An 18,397-nucleotide genomic window follows, 5' to 3' on the forward strand; every position below is an offset into this window, starting at 1 on the left:
TATGGTTATGGCAAGTATCGGTCATGATGGCCTATATTTCTATAGGCCATCCAAACGATTTTATCTAAGGGATCACATTGCCATTGGTATTAGGATCATCAGTAAATCTAGTTAATCCCTGCGGTGTTTCTGGATTTACAGGCTGGGTATCGATAATTAACGGCCCACTACCATTGGTACCGAGTAAGCCATTAATAATACCCGCATTATCAGTTGCACCATATTGGCTATAGAGGTTAACCCCATCAAGCACAATATGTTGATCAATAACTCCATCTTTATTTGCATCTATATCGATAACGGTAGAGCCATTGCTATCTAGGCTAAAGTTCAGATAGCTTTCTAACGTATTAGCCGTTTCTCCTTGGAGTAAATCACTCAGATCAAGCTTATCTTCACTTACATTGAAGTCCATGATGTGGTCAGTACCTTGGTCTGCATCTGTATAGCGCCATACGAAGGTGTCAGCGCCGCTATCACCACGCAGGACGTCATCACCGAGTCCACCAATTAAGGTGTCGTTACCGTCTCCACCACGAAGTGCATCGTTGTGGCTACCACCATCAATATAATCATTACCAGTATGACCATAGAGAATGTCAGAGCCAGATTGACCATAAATTCGATCATCACCGCTGCCAGCATTTACAATATCAGCGTTATGTGAAGCGACATCATTAGCCAATAATAGGCCGTTACTATCAACCATTCTGTTAGAGCCAGTTAATTCGCCCGTCATAATATGGTGATTTAGGAGCGTATTGACTGATAGCTCAAGAGCATCATCGGAACCATATCCAGTCGAGCCTGTTTTACCCGCATAGATAACATCGTTACCTTTGCCGGTTTCAATATGATCGTTACCTTCGCCGCTATTAACGATTTGGATATCCGTAGTGCTATAGCTCTTATTGTTAGCTCCAGAAGCAATAACCTCTTTGCCGTTACTGTTTGTGATGATACCGCTTTGGCCACCACCAAAACTGACGTTCAATATTTTTTGGTTTTGGTTATTAGCATTTTCACCATTAACAACGACCATAGTGTCATTCAGACTAGAACCTTGAGTGGTAATAAGGTTGGCGTCCGCAATATTAATACCATCGCTATTGACGGGATTAACGTTGATTTTCAAGGTTGCACTTGATACATCACCGTCACTATCTCGAATGGTATAAGTGAAGGTTTCTAACGCTCCTGCTGCTGGTAATTGGCTTGCATTTGCTGTGAGTTGGTACTTATAGGTACCATCTGCATTTAGTACCAGAGTGCCATATAAGCCCGTTATGGTTGAACCTACTTGCCCAGATACACCGCCTGTATTGGTAAGATCGCCCTTGGCCACCCCAATAATGGTCAATGGACCATCAGCTCCAACTACATCGTTTGTCAACACATTACCGTCAGTGTTTGGTAAGGTATACCCATTACCGGCAACCATACGTACAACCAGTTGGTAACTTGTCGCAGCATCTTCATTCGTGTAGATAGATGTGACAATATTGCCATTAGTGTCTTTAAATCCAATAACTTGCATTGTGTATACTTGACCTTCATAGTTGAAGGTCACACTAGTTTGCCCTACAGTGACAATATCGCGTGAAGCAATTGGGTCGTTCGTATTAGGTGTTTCGTTATGATTGAAGTTAAGTGTTAAGGTTACAGGTGTGGTTACTCCGTATGCATCTGTGACGTTAAAGGTCACTTGCATTGTGGCTGCAGTAATAGATGTACCTGATGTAATTGAATAATTGTAGTGGGTAAATGTACCCAAAACGATATCCTGGTTGAGCGATAGCGAGCCCTGTAAAGCTGCATCGTTATCCAAAAAGCCATAGCCTGATTGGCTTCCATACCAACTAGATGGGTCACCCCAACGAATCTGATCTAGGCCTGTATCGTTATCTGGACCATCATATTTAGTGATATTTGTACCACCAGTAGTACCTTGCCAATTAGCAACAACTCCAGAAAACTTAAATGAGTCAACAACAACATCCAGTTGGTCTGTATCATTTTTTGCAATATCCACATCATCAGCAACATTAACAGTGACAGTGGAATGTGCTGTATTACCCGCACCATCGATAGCAACAACTTTAATTCCATTTACCGTAAGATTATCCACATTTACGCTGTGGGGTAAATTAGTGAGTAATTCTGCGGTAACTGTGACATCTCCCTGTTCTCCTGCATTAATACGATCCCAATCTAAAGTTAAGCGAAGTGCTTCGCGTCCATAAACGGTACCGATTAATTGACCTGCAGCATTTATCACCCAATGAATTTGAGCATTAATACCAGTTACGGAAATACTACTAAAATCACCAAATTGGAAGCTACCAATGGAGTTGCTACCGGACTTAAAGCTGAGTGTTTGTACGCTCATATCAGGGGCGCCAGCCTGCAAGTCAGCTTCGTTAAGGCTTGCAATAGCGTTAGTGGTTAGAGCAACAGGTGCGATTGGGGTTGTATTGGGTGCTTCAAGATGGACGTTAAATCCGCCAGTATTAGTATCACCATCACTATCTGTGACTGTTACATCAAAATGTAAATCGACATTTTGAGTGGAGCTCACAATTGTCTGTGCAGTTGTGCCAGTAAATTGGAAGTTTGTCCCTGCTAAAGCTGATAATTCAATATAACCAATCGAACCTAAGTTCTGGATGACTTGGCCGCTGGTAATATTTCCTTCACCTAGCAGATTACCTTGTTCATCATAGGCTTTAAAATGAATTGATGTCGCGCCTGTAAAATTAAAACTCGCAGTCGCAGCATCTTCAGAGTAATTAACAATTAAAACTTCGTTACCACTAACACTTGGATTGTCAACTCCAAAGCCGTTGTTGGTGCCATTGACACGGCCAAGATCACCATTTTGATCTCGGGCGGTAAGTGTGAATGCAATATTCTCCCCTGATGGGATTTTAGAAATATCGTTATAGACACCATAGCCACTCGCTGAGTTATTGCTCGTGACGTAGACAGCGTCACCGATACCGCCCTGTCCACCAACTAAGCCTGCGATTTGGATAGTCGAAAGTTCATCAATGCTTTGATTGATATCGAAAGTGTACTCATTGCTATTAGAATCAGTCGTTAATGTAAATATTAACGTTTGGTTGGCTGCTCCCGTATAGGCAGAGGCTGTACCATTGGTATCTGTATATGCAATAAGCACATTTGGATTAGCTGGATCAACGTAGTAAAAGACAGTTAATCCATCGGCCGTAATACCGGAGTTAGCGAATGTAACTGTTGTTCCATTCCATCCCGTAATATTCGTTGTAAGGCTTATGCTGTAATTATCATCAAGGGTATGATCATTACCATCGGCTCCAATAATATTGAGGGCGCCTACTATGTTGTCAGCAGTAGAGCTATTTACTCCAGAGGTACTTACAGGGTCGATGGAGATTAGATCGTCATTAATAACGATGCTTAAATTACCAGTCAAAACGCTACCATCGGCGCTAACAGCTTCAATAATAATACCATTGATCAGTGAATTTAGATTTGTGCCATCGAGAGCATTCAAGTGTTTTATGTTATCGAGAAGTTCAACATTAATTGTGACATCACCCGCTGTACCAGCAGCAATTGAGCCGCCGCTGAGGGTTAATTGAATCACGTCAATACTATCTATCGAACCTATTAGCGCGCCATTTGCGGCAATGGCCCACACTATGCTTACACCAGCAGCAAGGTTGGTCGCAGCGTTAATGGTGGACTCATTAAAACGGAACTGTGTCAGTGCTTGGTTTCCTGCGGTAAAACTAATTGTACTTGAGACAACATTAGGAATATTGTCATGAAGATCACTTTCATTAACAACGATTTGGCGATTATCAGGCAGATAAACAGCTGCACTGTCAGAGCCGGAAGGAGAAGTATTTCCGGCAAAGTTTGTTTGGGTGGCGATTACTGTAATGTTTTGGCCTGCCGCAGGTGTGCTTTCGGTCCAACTGATGACACCATTACTATAACTAAAACCTGTTGCTGGAGAACCATTTGCAAGTTGCAGTTCACCGTTGACCAGTTTGAGTTCGACATTGGTTGTTACACCACTGTTTGTAATAGTGAGATTGACATAGCCTCCAGCAGCAAAATCAGCAGCATCAATTTCGACTTGTATTTGAACGTCGTCATTTCCTACTTCAGTAGGACTTAAATACGAGTCATTATTAGTGTCATCGATAATGGTCACTTCTGGTGCAGAAGGTGGCGCTATGTATAACTGCGGAATAACCGAGAAAGAACCGTCGGTGTAGTCACCATCACGATCTGTTGCTCTTACTGTGAAATCAATATCGCCATCAGAAGGTTGGAGCATTTCTTGGTATTGGAAAAACTCCCAAGTGCCTGTTCCAGGTGTAAATTCTAATCTAAATACTAATTCACCATTTTCATCTATACCAGTAAGCGTATTTGCATTTTGAGTAATGGTAATTGTGCTGCCTGATGCTGTAAGCAAATTGTTTTCTGTACTGCCAGTCAACGTTAATGAGCCTTTACCATCAGCCCCCCACTCTGGGCTGATTACTCCCGTAGCAAAAGCGATTGCTGGAGGGGTTGGTGAACCAGTAAATTCAATTGCCGTTATTGTAAAATCACTATTATCGTTGCTGTGAGGCCCTTGACCATTATCTAGCGCCTTGATAACCATGGTATCAAATCCGCCTTGTAAGACTTGGAAATTAGCAGCATAGTCACCACTATTAGCGTCAGAGCTAAATGTTTGAGTTGCGATAAGTTGGCCATCTCGCCAAAACTCGACGACACCGACTTCTAGTTCGCCGCCAAACATATGGGAAAACTGGATATTCACGCCGTAGGCAACAGTTCCTGGATCGAGAGTAATGATGATTTCTTCAGATGCAGAACTTCCATCTGCAAATTTACGGAAATCGACTTCGTTCGCGAGATTATGATAAGGGGCATCAACACTACTAACACCTATTCCACTACCACTACCAAAGATTGCGGCATCAATTAAACTTGAGTTAGTTGATGAAGTAAATCCTTTGGCTGTGATCGTAAAACCATCAAAATCAAGAAGATTGTTGTTGCCACTATAGCCAGTTAGAGAGAATAGACCGACTAAAGTATCAGGAATATCTATATTCGTTACTTCGACAGGGCTAATAGATGCGATTTCAGGTGCGTCATCTTCAACCGTAACACTAAAGCTACCTGTAGAGGTGCCACCATGATTATCATTAACAGTAATACCTATATCGAATGTAATAGTATCTTCAGATGTAGTGTCTGGATGATCAAGTGGTGCCTTTAAAGTCACATAATAGGTCCAATTGGAATCACCAGAAGTTGGAGCGGTTAGAACTACAGCCATAACTTCAACATAGGAAGAGCCGCCAATAACACCTGTGTAGCCTATTAGTGTTTGTGTATTCGCATCCCAGAGCCAATTTACAGCTTGTCCGCCTGACATTAATTCTGTTGGGCCAGAAAGTGAAACGCTTAAAGAGTCACCATCAACATCATTAATATTTATTGTGCCGCTAGCAGAAACATCATCTGTAGTATCAGAATTACCAATAACATCAATTATACCGTTAAGTAGCCCCTCTTCAGATACCGTAGCATTTGATACGGAATTTATTACTGGATAGTCGTTCGCGCCGACAATGGTGATGGTCACGGTGTGGCTGGCGGTGCCATCGGCACTGGTGACCGTGATGTCACGGGTCAGGGTTTCACCCGCCTTGAGTGACTGCACGTCGCTGTGGCTGTTGTTTAAGGTGTAGGTCCAGTTACCGTCGGCATCAATGCTGAAGAAACCGTAGTTGCCATCGGCGACATTGGTTTGCACTTGGAATACCGCTTCGCCGTTGTCGACGTCGGTGACGGTTAAGGTGCCGGCCACCGTTTGTACTGTGCCTGGCAGGGTGTCGGAATCGCCGTCTTCGGTGACGGTGCCAGCATCGCTGTCGCCGTTACCGACCGTGATGTCAGCGGGATCGTTCGCGCCGACAATGGTGATGGTCACGGTGTGGCTGGCGGTGCCATCGGCACTGGTGACYGTGATRTCACGGGTCAGGGTTTCACCCGCCTTGAGTGACTGCACGTCGCTGTGGCTGTTGTTTAAGGTGTAGGTCCAGTTACCGTCGGCATCRATGCTGAAGAAACCGTAGTTGCCATCGGCGACATTGGTTTGCACTTGGAATACCGCTTCGCCGTTGTCGACGTCGGTGACGGTTAAGGTGCCGGCCACCGTTTGTACTGTGCCTGGCAGGGTGTCGGAATCGCCGTCTTCGGTGACGGTGCCAGCATCGCTGTCGCCGTTACCGAGCGTGATGTCAGCGGGATCGTCGACAGGGTTAACATTAATGGTTAGTGTTGCTGTTGAACCAGTGTTAGTGGTGTAGGTAATGACAGGTACTTGGCCATTCCAGTTTGCATTAGGCGTAAAGGTGTAAGAGCCATCGGTATTGATGACTAAGCTGCCGCCTTCAAGTTCAACGGTGGTGCCGGCAGTAACAGTATCGCCGTTCACGGTGAAGCTAACGACCGATAAGGTGTTATCCACATCGCTGTCATTGGTGAGCACGTTACCGGTGGCAACGGTATCTTCATCAACGGTATTAGTATCGTTGGCTAACGCAGAGGCATCATCAACCGGGGTCACATTAATGGTTAATGTGGCTGTTGAGCCAGTGTTAGTGGTGTAGGTGATGACTGGTACTTGGCCATTCCAGTTTGCATTTGGCGTGAAGGTGTAAGAGCCATCGGCATTGATGACTAAGCTGCCGCCTTCTAAGGAAACGGTGGTGCCAGCGGTAACAGTATCGCCGTTCACGGTGAAGCTGACAACGGAAAGGGTGCTGTCGATATCGGAATCATTATCAAGCACATTGCCTGTAGCTACAGTGTCTTCTGCAACTGTGGCGCTGTCATTTGCAAGGATGGAAGGATCATCGACAGGGCTGATATTAATGGTTAGCGTTGCAGTTGAGCCCGTGTTGGTTGTGTAGGTAATGACAGGTACTTGGCCATTCCAGTTTTCATTCGGCGTGAAGGTGTAAGAGCCGTCGGTATTTAAAACTAAAATACCACCTTCGAGAGTCACTTCTGTGCCTGCTGCGTAGGTGGTGCCGCTGATTTCGAAGCTCACAACACTTAGAGTGGAATCCACATCAGTGTCGTTATCGAGCACATTGCCAGTCGCTACAGTATCTTCATTGGAAGTGTTGCTGTCATTAGCAAGTGCTGAAGGTGAGTCTGCTGCAATGGTGAATTGTGGAATATTAACCGTCGTTCCAGTCAGTGCTTGGCCGCTTGTTGAGTAGCCTGAAGCTGCAATGGTTTCTGTGCCGCTACGGGCTAGAGTGACATAGCCCGAGTTACCATCACTGCCTGGTGTGTTGCCTGCTGCGGTTTCTGGTAGGTTCTGAGTTGGGTCTTCACCGGATGCAATAAGATCTTGTAATGCTTGAATTTCATCTAGGGCTGCTTCGTTAGCCGTGCCAGAGGCTGCTGCAGTAGTTTCGCTGGGCGCGACTTCATTTGATAGCTTAGTGCCATCATCGAAGGTAATTTCATAGGTTGCGTTTTCTCCAATATGGAGCACAGCACCTTTAGGGAGTTGTTCGCCATCCTTAGCGGGTTGATTTGAACCATCAACTTCGACATTGATTTGCCCTTTTACTAACTTAAGCAAACCTTTCTTTGATGTAATTACCGATCCCATAGTAAGCTCCCAACAGCCAAAGTGTGTTAATCCATAGACGCACAAGTCCAACAAATATGTCGCACTGTGATACAAGTGGTGGAATTTTAGCTAACGAAACGACTTAAGTCAATTTTTTGACGCGCTTGTGTTGCCTGCTCTTATGCGGTTTTACGGATCTTAATGCGCAAAAGTGACAATTTTTAGACCTATAACTAGATGTAGTAGCTATATCTATAAAAAGGGCCGTATTTAGTACTTTTTAACTCTAAGATTAAGCATAGTTATAAGAAATTAATCTGGATTGGGAGAGTGGTTTTTACGGAAAAGAAGCGACACGATCTAGTTTTTAACATTTTTGGCAAGTTAAGTGGGTTTTAATATGCCAGCATTGGCAAGTGCCGTGATCTTTCGTTACTCAAATCACGGCGACTAGGTTGCAGGCATTGTAGAACTACAGATTAACCGCCTGACGATAACTTTGATTTGCGTTACCTTGTTCACCTAACTGTTCTTGAATCCGTGCAAGCGCCAACCAAGAGGCTTTTGTGGGTTCGAGTCGGCAAACATTTTGCCAGCAGGTTCTGGCTTCTTTCATATCCCGTGTTTGCTGATAAAGTTTAGCTAAGCACATCTGGTAGTCGGCATTATTCTCATGGGTGATTTCATGCTTGAGTAACTGCTTACGGATTTCTGTATCTTGGGCTGTCGTTATTTCTGGAATGACTTCTAAAAGTGCAGATTCAGGAGCAGTGCGTAATTTTTTCGAGAGTAGCTTCAGCGCTTGCTCTTTGCGATTAAAGCGGCATAAACCCACAGCATAAATCGCCAAAAACTCAGACTGATTGCGCTCACTGCGAGATAACCACTGCCAGCATTGTTCTAAGGCTTCTTCGCCTTTAATGGTTGCGGCTTTGAGTAAAGCGCAGTGAGTGATTACATTGAGTTCATTTAGCTGGGTGTCATCTAGGATCTGGCGTTTCTTCAAAATAGGTAATAATAGCTTGAGCGCATCCCAATCCTCTTGCGCTCGATATAACTCGAGGGCGAGTTTGAGTACCGGTGCTTTGCTCTTACTTGTGGGGGCTAATTTATCGAGCTCGGTGCGGGCTAAAGCTAACTCACCTTGTTTTAACAGATATCGAGTACGCGTGGTTGCGACGGCATTCGCGGCCAGCGGTTGTGTTGCTGCACGGTCAAGATATTGATCACGCTCTGCTATTTTCTGTTGGTACTGGGCAGCACGAGCCGCTGCAAGTAAATTAAGTGCAGGGAGTTCGCCATTATCGGCGCCTTTTATCATAGCGCGTTCTGCTGCTGGCCAATCTTCTTCTGCCAGAGCCAGTGCACCCATTAAGGTATGCTTTTTCGCGGAGCGACGGCGCCAGTGGCGAGGAATAAAACGGCTACGCAGCATGAGATTAATGGCGCTAATCACCAACCATTCTAGTACTTGGAACATGGCATAAAATACAATTAAGGCAATGATCCCAAAAACTAAACTGGTCTCAATCTGGTAGTCACCTGCCGCAATGTATACATAACCTGTGTTGCCCACCAACCAAGGGCTAATGCAGAGCCCTATTAGTATTATTCCTAAGAAAATTAATATCTTGATCATAATGGCACATCCTCTGATGAGGTCAGCTCACCATAGCTTGTCAGCTGTAATAGCAGAGGTTTTGCAGCAAAGGATTTCAGAGTAATAGGATCAAGTTCTAATGTCGCCAATGTATCGATTTTGGCGATGGCTTCAGCAGTGCTGTGATCTTGAGTATCAAAATAGGTTTGAATCCACTTACGCACCATCATTAATGATTGGTGATAAGCGGCTCTGTCGTAGCGGTATAACGCAAGTTGAGATTGCAGCAGTTTATGACGAATATTTTCAACCAGATACCACTGTTGCTCAGGAGCAAGTAAAGCGGGTGCATCGGCGGTTCTATGGCGTATGGTGATAAAGTCTTGGGTTAACGCTTTCCACGTCTTCCCTAAGTTGCTCTGCCAGTCATTTAAATCGCCAGTAATGTTTGTATCTTCAGGGGCATCGGTTTCTGCATCGGTGCGATTAAGGGGTAGTTTATCGAGTTGCTCAATTAAGGCATCGAGGGCTAATACACTACCATCAATATCTGTGGTTTTAATACTTGCAGTCGCGGCGATATCTTTTGCCAGAGCCTTACGAATAGGTAGCAAAGCGGGATTGTTCATGGCGGCGATGGTTTCATCCGCCGACTTTAATAGATCGGTGGCGGTGCGGGGATCTTTTTCTAACCAAAGTTTACGGCCCGCCATGTTTACTAGATATTCGGCTTCTGACGCCATCCAATGCGTTGGACTGCGCTGGGCAAGTTTATTGATCCTGTCCTGCAGTTGATTTTGGTCTTCTGCCAATTTTGTTAATTCTTGATAGGTCTTAGCATCATTCAGTTGTTGCTGTTCAAGCTGGCCAATACGTTGATTGGGTTGTAGCAGGGCTTGCTGTAATTGGTCCTGCAGGGCGATATTTTTCGCATCCTGCGCCAGCAGTTGCTGTTGCATCTGTTGGTATAACATAAAACCGCCGCCAAGGGTGCAAGCGGTTAAACCCAGCGCTAATAACACCCCAAAGCGAATCGCCCACGAGCTTCTATTGGATGCTGGCGTTTGACTCGACGTGCTTGAAGGTGTGGCTTTGGCTGTTTGGGATTCAGTTGATGGCGCTGAAGTTATGGGCGTGTCATCAGTCGTTATTGATGGTTCAATAATAGAGGTAGCCTGTGATTCAGGGCTCTTTGCGTCGTGCTTGTTGTTATCCATTTAACAGTCCTTGAAAACATGCTACTGCCGAAATTCGAGTTAAATCGGGCTAAATAGCGCTTAGAGTTTAAGGGCGTTTAGCACGGCTTTGCTGTTGGCGGCATTGGCATTGGTGACTTGGGTTATACCAAAGGCGTGAGCTTGAGCTTCTACTCGGTTACTTGGGACTATGATATGACATGAGCGCAGCCATGCAAATAACTCTTTTGGCACTAGATTAATCAGGTTATCCAGTACTTCACCGCTGGTGACGACAATAGTGTCGATGCCAAACTCTTGCCATTGTTGTGCGATCTGTTGTCCATTGAGTGGTGGACAAGCCCGTTGATATACTTCCCAATAGCGCACTGTTGCCCCGCGCTCAGCCAGTCGTTCAGCTAAGGCTTCACGGCCACCAACGCCACGTATGATCGTAATCTGCTTACCTTTAATATCTTGCAAAGGCGCGAGCGTGAGTAGACCTTCGGTCTGCTGACAATCATCTGGGGCTTCGAGGGCTTCAATGCCGAGCTGATTTAATGCTTCCCAAGTCGCATGACCTACTGCGAAATATTGAGCTTGAGGCCAGCCTTTTATTCGAGAATGAGCGGTTGTTAAGGCATAGTCGGCAAAGCTGACTGCATTAGCGCTGATACAGATAATCATATCGGCGTGTGCCAGTGGGTGCGAGTTATTCGTTGTGATGGGCGGCGTTGCTTCGACACACAGTAGAGGTGTAACCCAATGGCTAATGCCTTGCTGATTCAAGGCATCGATCATGGACTGATTGCGCCCTTCAGGGCGCGTCAGTAAGACTTTCATCGACTTATGCTTTAGCGTAAACAGCGTCGAGTATGCTTTTTGCGCCTTTGCTCAATAGCTCTTCGGCAAGGGCAACCCCTAATTGCGTGGCGTCGGTTTTTGGACCTGTGATCACGCCTTCGATGATTTCACTACCATCAGGGTTACCGACTAGGCCGCGTAATGTCATCTCATCACCATTGATTTCGGCAAATGCGCCAATCGGCACTTGGCATCCACCTTCTAGGCGCGTGTTCATCGCGCGCTCGGCAATCACACGGTAGCGCGTTTCTAAATGTTCTAATGGTGCCAGTAGGGCCTTAACGCGTGCGTCGTTGGTGCGACATTCGATACCCACAGCGCCTTGGCCGTTGGCGGGCAAGGATTCTTCGGCAGAGATAAAGCTAGCAATCCGCTCAGACAGTTTCAGGCGGATTAAGCCTGCAGCTGCAAGAATAATGGCATCGTATTCGCCGTTATCAAGTTTGGCTAAACGAGTGCCTACGTTACCGCGTAAATCTTTGATAATAAGGTCAGGGCGTGATGCGCGCAGTTGGCATTGACGACGTAGGCTCGAGGTGCCCACAGTTGCGCCTAATGGTAATTCGCTGATCGATTTATATAAATTTGATACAAAGGCATCGCGGGGATCTTCACGCTCGCAAATGACTTCAAGGCCCAAGCCTTCTGGGAAGTCGACTGGCACGTCTTTCATTGAGTGCACCGCGATATCGGCAAGATCGTCTAACATGGCGACTTCAAGCTCTTTGACGAACAAACCTTTACCGCCCACTTTGGCTAGCGGCGTATCTAAGATAACGTCGCCCTTAGTGCTCATTGGCAGCAATTCCACCACAATACCGGGGTGAATGCGTTCTAATTCGGCTTTAACAAATTCAGCTTGCCACATGGCCAGCGGACTCTTGCGGGTTGCGATACGTATGCGGTTCTCAGACATGCCTAGTTTCCATCAAAGATCTTAGTTGCGCCAATGCTAACATTGGCAAATCGTTTATGTAAGGAAGCCGTATCGATTCTTTGAAGTTGGCGATGTTCTAGATACCGTGAAAGTGTGACGGGTTTCACGTTTAGTTGCTCGAGTTTGTAAAAGTGTTAACATGAGCACATTTCCCATAAGTGCTTAAGTGTTGTGTTTTTGAATGGATCGGCAAATACAGTTTCCTGATATAGCAGAAAGACTTAATAAGGTACGTATTGCACGCGCCTTAGCTTTGCTATCGCCGCTACAAAAACACTTATTCCATTTGATCCCTTTTTTAATTCACCAGAACGGTGTTCAGTATCCTGGCTATCATGCCGCCAATACGCCCTGTGGAATCAACGAGTATCAGGTTGGTGAGACTGAGTCCCAGGCCTGCGATGTGTTCTCGCTGCCTTTTACTACTCAAGAAGCGGATATCAATGCCTTTGAAGGCGTTTATGCGATGGGGAGTACTGGCAGTTTTGGCCAAAATGCCAAGAGCGATGTCGATGTTTGGTTAGTACATAGGGCTGATCTGAGTGCTGAGGATTTGGCGCTAATCAAGATTAAAGCGACTCGATTGACTGCTTGGTTTGCCGAGTATCAGTTTGAGGTGAATTTTTACTTAGTTCATCCGCAGCAGTTTTGTGGCGGTAAAGCCGTTCGTGGATGTCAATCCGCAATGGCCCATGAGCATAGCGGTAGTATGCAACATTGGTTATTACTTGAAGAGTTTTATCGCAGCCAAATTCGTTTGGCGGGTAAAACGATTGCATGGTGGCCAGACGCTAAACTCAATCCTGCGCTCTTGTCCCTAGGCGATGTACATGAATTACCTGCGAGTGAGTACTTTGGTGCTTCGTTATGGCAGCTCTACAAGGGCTTAGAAAAGCCCCATAAGGCGCTGATTAAAGTATTGCTACTCGAGGCTTATGCCAGTGATTATCCCCATTCAACTCTGCTTTGTGATCACTTATGGCAGAAAACGCTCGCCGGTGATTTTTCGACGTCGAATGATGCCTATTACTCTATCTATGAGATTATCGAAACCTATTTACTTAAGCAGAATGATACTCGCCGACTAGAGATAGTGCGGCGCTGCTTCTATTTAAAATGTGGCGTGCACTTGAGTCGAACCCAAGAGGGCAAAGATTGGCGTTATCCTAAATTGCAAAAGCTGGTGCAGGATTGGCAATGGCCAGATAGTCTGATTAGCACTTTAGACAATTGTGAACATTGGCATAGTGGCCAGCTCAATTGGTTTAACGAGCAACTGAATGAACTGTTATTAGCGAGCTATCAAACCTTATTACGCTTCGCATCGACACATGAGTTAAATGAAGGTTTGCGGATCGAAGATTTGGGAATGCTGACTCGCAAGTTGCATACCTATTTTAGTCAAGATGAAGACCAAATCGCTAAGCTGAATCTGCTGTGGAGTGCTTCAGTCGCTGAGTCCGAAGTGACTATGGTCTCAAGCTCCCGCGAGCGTCAATATTATCTGTATCGACAAGGGCCTCAGCCACAAAATTTGTTAGGCGAATCGGCAATATGTAAGGGAAAAACCCCTTCAGCCTTAATGATTTGGGCATGTTTAAATGGGATCTCGACGCCGAGTACTCAATGGCATGAATATGGTCAGAGTAAGGCAAAGTCGAAACGGCTTACCGAAGCTTCAAAGCGGTTACTGAATTTTATCGACCACGATTGGCGTGTATCTAAACGTGACTTATGCCAGCCATGGCATTTTCGTAAGCTGATTTTCGTGCTCAATCTGGATTGCGATCCCACCATTGAATGGCAAGGACAGGAAATGATGGTCGATGTGATGAATGCGAACGTGTTCTCACTCGGGCGTAAAAAAGCCAATATGCTTGGTGCGTTAGATGCAATTTGCTTGAATAGTTGGGGTGAATGGCAGTGTCATCGCTTCGAAGGCGATACCGCGGTATTGCAAGCCTTAGCCTTTGTGACGCCGGGGCTAAGACGGGCCAGTTTACCTGTGGATATGGATGTGATCAGCTGTTCACAGAAGTTACGCCCACAGCTTAAATTAGCAGTGAAAAATCTACTAAAACAAATTATGCGTTTGTGCCAACAAGTGCAGCAATCCAGCACCTTAGTGCAGCCACTACAGATAAGCCGTACTCGCTATGGGATCTTTTTTAATCCTTTAGGCATGGCCTATCAGGACTTGAGCGATGCCAAGTCATTTTATCAACAGTTATCCCGCAGTCATCTTGTACTATTGCCGCGGCCTGAATTAGGTGACGATCCCTTTTCGAGTATGCCGAAAGTGGTGCAAAACTATGCAGCTAAAGGCGCGATTCAGTATTTTCTACGCCAACGGGTCGATAACTTGGATGTATTTATCCTCGATGAGGAAAATCAACTAAGCCATTACGTGCAGGCGGGATCAAACATGGCCGAGTTGGTAAATAAAGTGAGCCATCACTATGTGTTCGATGAGCATTATGCTTCACGGGCCAGGTTTAATATTCCGCAATTTTTCCATTTAGTGCGGGTAGCCGGAGAGTTAACGGTGGCGCCTTTCGGTATCGATGTTAGCGATCAAGACACTGAGTTTTAGCTGGTTTTTAACATAAAGAATGGGAGCCAAGGCTCCCATTATTGTTTTGTACTATTACGGTTTTGCACTACGACAGGCTTAGATTAGAAGCTAAGCTTAATGCCGCCTTGGCGCTCGATAGACTCTTGCACGAATGGCATAAATTCGCCGCCATTTCGTCCGTCCATCCATTTACCTTCAACAAAACCAAAGTGATATCCACCAAAGCGTGTGGCGACCCAAATCTCATGCAAAGGTTCTTGCTTGTTGATCACTATCTTAGAGCCATCAACAAATTCTAATTGCAATACGTTGCCACTGGCATCGATATCAAGATCGGCATCTTGCTCATCAATCGCAGTTTCAATCGCATTTTCTATGGCTTGGAACATGTCATCGGCGAGCTGGTGAAATTCTGTATCTGTCATGGCCATGCATTTCTGTCCTTTGCTTTCGTCAAGATGGGTGCGATTATAAGGCCATTAGTCACCAGATGCACAGATGTTGAGAAAAATGAGACTGTTTTTATTGTTATTGCTTGGTAGCCTATTCATTACTGCATGCGGCCAGAAGGGCCCCCTCTATCGATCTCCGGCCACAGAGGTGAATCAGCCTAAAAAGGTTGAGGCGTCTAAACCTGAGCCTGAAGTAGAAGAGATTAAAACCGAAATTCGAGCCATCGAAGTACAAAAAACACAACAATAATAGCAGCTATAACTATCATCACTATCGCAGCGATAAAGCGCAGTAAGGAATCAGACATTGGATCACTTTCTCTACCAACAAAATGCCCTGCACGCCGAAGGCTGCCAGGTCGCCGACTTAGCTCAAACCTATGGTACGCCGCTGTATATTTATTCCCGCGCCACGCTAGAGCGCCATTGGCATGCCTTTAATAACGCCGTGGCAGATCATCCACATTTGATTTGTTACGCGGTTAAAGCTAATTCGAACTTGGCCGTACTGAATGTGTTGGCACGTTTAGGCAGTGGTTTTGATATCGTTTCGGGTGGTGAGTTAGCAAGAGTGATTGAAGCGGGTGGCGATCCCGCTAAAGTGGTGTTCTCTGGCGTGGGTAAAACTGCGGCCGAAATGGAACAGGCACTTAATCTGGGCATTTATTGCTTTAACGTCGAGTCGAGCGCCGAGCTTGAGCAGTTAAATTTGGTCGCAGGTCGTTTAGGTAAAGTGGCGCCAGTTTCCTTGCGAGTCAATCCCGATGTGGATGCGGGTACTCATCCCTATATTTCGACTGGCCTTAAAGAAAATAAATTCGGTATCGCTATGGATGAGGCCGAAACCGTCTTTGCCCGTGCCCATGCTTTGCCACATTTAAAAGTGAAAGGTGTCGATTGCCATATCGGTTCGCAATTAACCGAAATTCAACCTTTCCTCGATGCAATGGATCGTATGCTAGCGTTGATCGATCGTCTGGCTGAACAAGGTATTGTCATTGAGCATTTTGATGTGGGTGGCGGTTTAGGTGTGACCTATGATGCTGAAACTCCGCCGCATCCTGATGTGTATGCCGCCGCCATATTAGCGCGTATGGGCGACCGTCAACTGAAGCTGATCTTCGAACCGGGCCGTGCGATTGCCGCTAATGCGGGGATTTTTGTTACTCAGGTGCTGTATCTGAAAGAAAACAGCGACAAGCGTTTTGCGATTGTCGATGGCGCGATGAATGACTTAATTCGCCCAGCACTTTACAGCGCATGGCAAAATATTATCCCAGTCGTGCCAAGGGACTCTGAGGCCTATGAGTTTGATATTGTTGGTCCAGTGTGCGAAACCGGTGACTTTTTAGGTAAAGATCGCAAGCTGGCTTTAGTGGCTGGGGATTTACTTGCTGTGCGTTCGAGTGGTGCCTATGGTTTTGCGATGGCCTCTAACTACAACACGCGTCCTCGTGCGGCCGAAGTCATGGTCGATGGTGAGCACGCTTTCTTAGTGCGTGAGCGAGAAAAATTGTCTCAGCTCTGGCAAGGTGAGCAACTCCTGCCGTAAACTAGAAAAATTATATTGATTCAGGCGCTTGGTTTCATACTTAATGAGCGGCGCCTCGGCTTAAAGGATAAGTATCTTGATCCAATTCACTAAGATGCACGGACTGGGTAACGATTTTATGGTGGTCGATGGGGTCACGCAGAACGTGTTCTTTTCGCCTGAGCAGATCCGCCGTTTAGCCGACCGTAACTTTGGCATAGGTTTCGATCAATTACTGTTGGTTGAGCCGCCCTATGATCCCGATTTAGATTTTCATTATCGCATCTTCAATGCCGATGGTACTGAAGTCGAACAATGCGGTAATGGCGCCCGCTGTTTTGCCCGTTTTGTGCGCAATAAAGGATTGACCAATAAGAGTAAAATCCGTGTTAGCACTTCATCAGGTAAGATGACTCTGCGTTTAGAGCGAGATGGTACAGTTACCGTGAATATGGGCGTGCCTATTCTTGAACCAAGTCTGATCCCCTTTAAAGCCAAGAAAGCCGAAAAAACCTATTTACTGCAAACACCACTGCAAACGTTTTTATGTGGCGCGGCTTCTATGGGCAATCCCCATTGTGTGCTCGACGTTGAAGATGTGGCGAGCGCCGCTGTTGCTGAAATTGGTGCCATGCTCACTAAGCATGAGCGCTTTCCCCGTGGTGTGAATGTGGGATTTATGCAAGTAGTAGATTCGGGCCACATTAAGCTGCGGGTGTATGAACGTGGTGCGGCCGAAACTTTGGCCTGTGGCACTGGCGCGTGTGCGGCCGTGGTTGTAGGTCAAGTGCAAGGGAAGCTCGGCCAGCAAGTGCGGGTGGATTTACCCGGCGGTACTTTAACCATCAACTGGGAAGGCGAGGGGAAACCTTTGTGGATGACGGGTCCAGCGCAGCATGTTTATGATGGACAAATTCAGTTATGACAGAGCCCTTGATGCCGCAGACGAATGTGCCCTTTGATGAGTTGATTATTCGCGAGTATCTGCTTGATAATCCTGATTTTTTCAATCGCTATCCCGAGCTATTGCTGGCAATGCGTCTGCCCCACCTGGAGCGCGGCGCCATCTCTTTGGTGGAACGTCGTCAAGAAATGCTACGCCAGCGAGTCAGCCAGTTGGAAGAAGAGATCACCAGTCTGTTAACGATGGCGGCGCGCAACGAGAAAATTTACCAATTCAATACTGAGTTATCCTTCCAACTACTGAATTGTGCCGATCTAGTGTCACTCAAAGAAATCTTAGCCGACAGTTTAAAATTACAGTTTAATTTCAGTCATGTGCGTTTGATCAGCGTTCTCGATGCCGATATGAAGGCAATATGGGATCAAAGGCTGCATAAAGGTCACTATTTTGGTCGGCTAACGCAACAAGAAGCCAAACGGTTATTTGGTAGTGAAGTGGGCTCGGTGGCACTGACTAAATTGTCGGAAGACAACCCAGTGATTTTTGCCATTGCTAGTCAAGATGTCACCCATTTTCATCCTGATATGGATAACATGCTGCTGGAACAGTTGCGGCGTTTACTGGCGCATATGCTTGCAAAGCTGTAACGGTCGTTGAGCTATAGTGCTCACCCAAAGCTTAGCAAAA

The 18,397-nt window shown here is 45.9% G+C and carries 11 protein-coding genes; 5 read left to right on the forward strand and 6 right to left on the reverse strand.

Going from position 1 to position 18,397, the window contains the following annotated elements:
- Nucleotides 1-64: 64 nt before the first annotated feature.
- The 5 genes from L5L91_RS14415 to hemC all read right to left on the reverse strand — a co-directional run bounded on the left by L5L91_RS14415 (nucleotide 65) and on the right by hemC (nucleotide 12,227).
- Complete coding sequence (locus L5L91_RS14415) at nucleotides 65-7,711, reverse strand: beta strand repeat-containing protein (protein ID WP_263236973.1); 7,647 nt, start codon at nucleotides 7,709-7,711, stop codon at nucleotides 65-67.
- A 433-nt stretch (nucleotides 7,712-8,144) separates the two neighbouring features.
- On the reverse strand, nucleotides 8,145-9,311 hold the full coding sequence (locus tag L5L91_RS14420) for a heme biosynthesis HemY N-terminal domain-containing protein (RefSeq protein WP_168825925.1): 1,167 nt from the start codon (nucleotides 9,309-9,311) through the stop codon (nucleotides 8,145-8,147).
- Entirely contained in the window at nucleotides 9,308-10,489 is a 1,182-nt protein-coding gene (locus L5L91_RS14425) for a uroporphyrinogen-III C-methyltransferase (protein WP_263197086.1), read from the reverse strand. Before L5L91_RS14425 ends, L5L91_RS14420 begins: the two co-directional genes overlap by 4 nt.
- 60 nt (nucleotides 10,490-10,549) lie before the next feature.
- The gene (locus L5L91_RS14430) at nucleotides 10,550-11,290 is read right to left on the reverse strand and encodes a uroporphyrinogen-III synthase (RefSeq protein ID WP_263142975.1); all 741 of its coding nucleotides are present in this window, start codon (nucleotides 11,288-11,290) and stop codon (nucleotides 10,550-10,552) included.
- 4 nt (nucleotides 11,291-11,294) lie between these two features.
- Nucleotides 11,295-12,227: a hydroxymethylbilane synthase gene (hemC, locus tag L5L91_RS14435; RefSeq protein WP_131523367.1), complete on the reverse strand. Its 933-nt coding sequence runs from the start codon at nucleotides 12,225-12,227 to the stop codon at nucleotides 11,295-11,297.
- Between the two features lie 202 nt (nucleotides 12,228-12,429).
- Between hemC and L5L91_RS14440 the strand changes: the two genes are divergently transcribed.
- Entirely contained in the window at nucleotides 12,430-14,841 is a 2,412-nt protein-coding gene (locus L5L91_RS14440) for a class I adenylate cyclase (RefSeq protein ID WP_263236975.1), read from the forward strand.
- An 83-nt stretch (nucleotides 14,842-14,924) separates the two neighbouring features.
- On the opposite strand, the gene cyaY is transcribed toward L5L91_RS14440, so the two are convergent.
- Nucleotides 14,925-15,254: an iron donor protein CyaY gene (gene cyaY / locus L5L91_RS14445; RefSeq protein ID WP_105250439.1), complete on the reverse strand. Its 330-nt coding sequence runs from the start codon at nucleotides 15,252-15,254 to the stop codon at nucleotides 14,925-14,927.
- A gap of 79 nt (nucleotides 15,255-15,333) precedes the next feature.
- Between cyaY and lptM the strand changes: the two genes are divergently transcribed.
- The 4 genes from lptM to L5L91_RS14465 all read left to right on the forward strand — a co-directional run bounded on the left by lptM (nucleotide 15,334) and on the right by L5L91_RS14465 (nucleotide 18,357).
- Complete coding sequence (gene lptM, locus L5L91_RS14450; RefSeq protein WP_168825920.1) at nucleotides 15,334-15,525, forward strand: LPS translocon maturation chaperone LptM; 192 nt, start codon at nucleotides 15,334-15,336, stop codon at nucleotides 15,523-15,525.
- Between the two features lie 57 nt (nucleotides 15,526-15,582).
- Entirely contained in the window at nucleotides 15,583-16,827 is a 1,245-nt protein-coding gene (gene lysA / locus L5L91_RS14455; protein ID WP_168825915.1) for a diaminopimelate decarboxylase, read from the forward strand.
- A 76-nt stretch (nucleotides 16,828-16,903) separates the two neighbouring features.
- Nucleotides 16,904-17,731: a diaminopimelate epimerase gene (gene dapF / locus L5L91_RS14460; protein ID WP_105250436.1), complete on the forward strand. Its 828-nt coding sequence runs from the start codon at nucleotides 16,904-16,906 to the stop codon at nucleotides 17,729-17,731.
- Complete coding sequence (locus tag L5L91_RS14465; RefSeq protein ID WP_173496192.1) at nucleotides 17,728-18,357, forward strand: DUF484 family protein; 630 nt, start codon at nucleotides 17,728-17,730, stop codon at nucleotides 18,355-18,357. Before dapF ends, L5L91_RS14465 begins: the two co-directional genes overlap by 4 nt.
- The last annotated feature ends 40 nt before the right edge of the window (nucleotides 18,358-18,397 follow it).

This window comes from Shewanella sp. SM55, from assembly GCF_025654025.1.
Lineage (GTDB): Bacteria > Pseudomonadota > Gammaproteobacteria > Enterobacterales > Shewanellaceae > Shewanella > Shewanella oncorhynchi.

Bases quoted from the DNA above. Each gene is read 5' to 3' on its own strand.
- L5L91_RS14420 (WP_168825925.1), bottom strand. From the start codon at position 9,311: ATGATCAAGATATTAATTTTCTTAGGAATAATACTAATAGGGCTCTGC.
- L5L91_RS14425 (WP_263197086.1), bottom strand. From the start codon at position 10,489: ATGGATAACAACAAGCACGACGCAAAGAGCCCTGAATCACAGGCTACC.
- L5L91_RS14430 (WP_263142975.1), bottom strand. From the start codon at position 11,290: ATGAAAGTCTTACTGACGCGCCCTGAAGGGCGCAATCAGTCCATGATC.
- hemC (WP_131523367.1), bottom strand. From the start codon at position 12,227: ATGTCTGAGAACCGCATACGTATCGCAACCCGCAAGAGTCCGCTGGCC.
- L5L91_RS14440 (WP_263236975.1), top strand. From the start codon at position 12,430: ATGGATCGGCAAATACAGTTTCCTGATATAGCAGAAAGACTTAATAAG.
- cyaY (WP_105250439.1), bottom strand. From the start codon at position 15,254: ATGGCCATGACAGATACAGAATTTCACCAGCTCGCCGATGACATGTTC.
- lptM (WP_168825920.1), top strand. From the start codon at position 15,334: ATGAGACTGTTTTTATTGTTATTGCTTGGTAGCCTATTCATTACTGCA.
- L5L91_RS14465 (WP_173496192.1), top strand. From the start codon at position 17,728: ATGACAGAGCCCTTGATGCCGCAGACGAATGTGCCCTTTGATGAGTTG.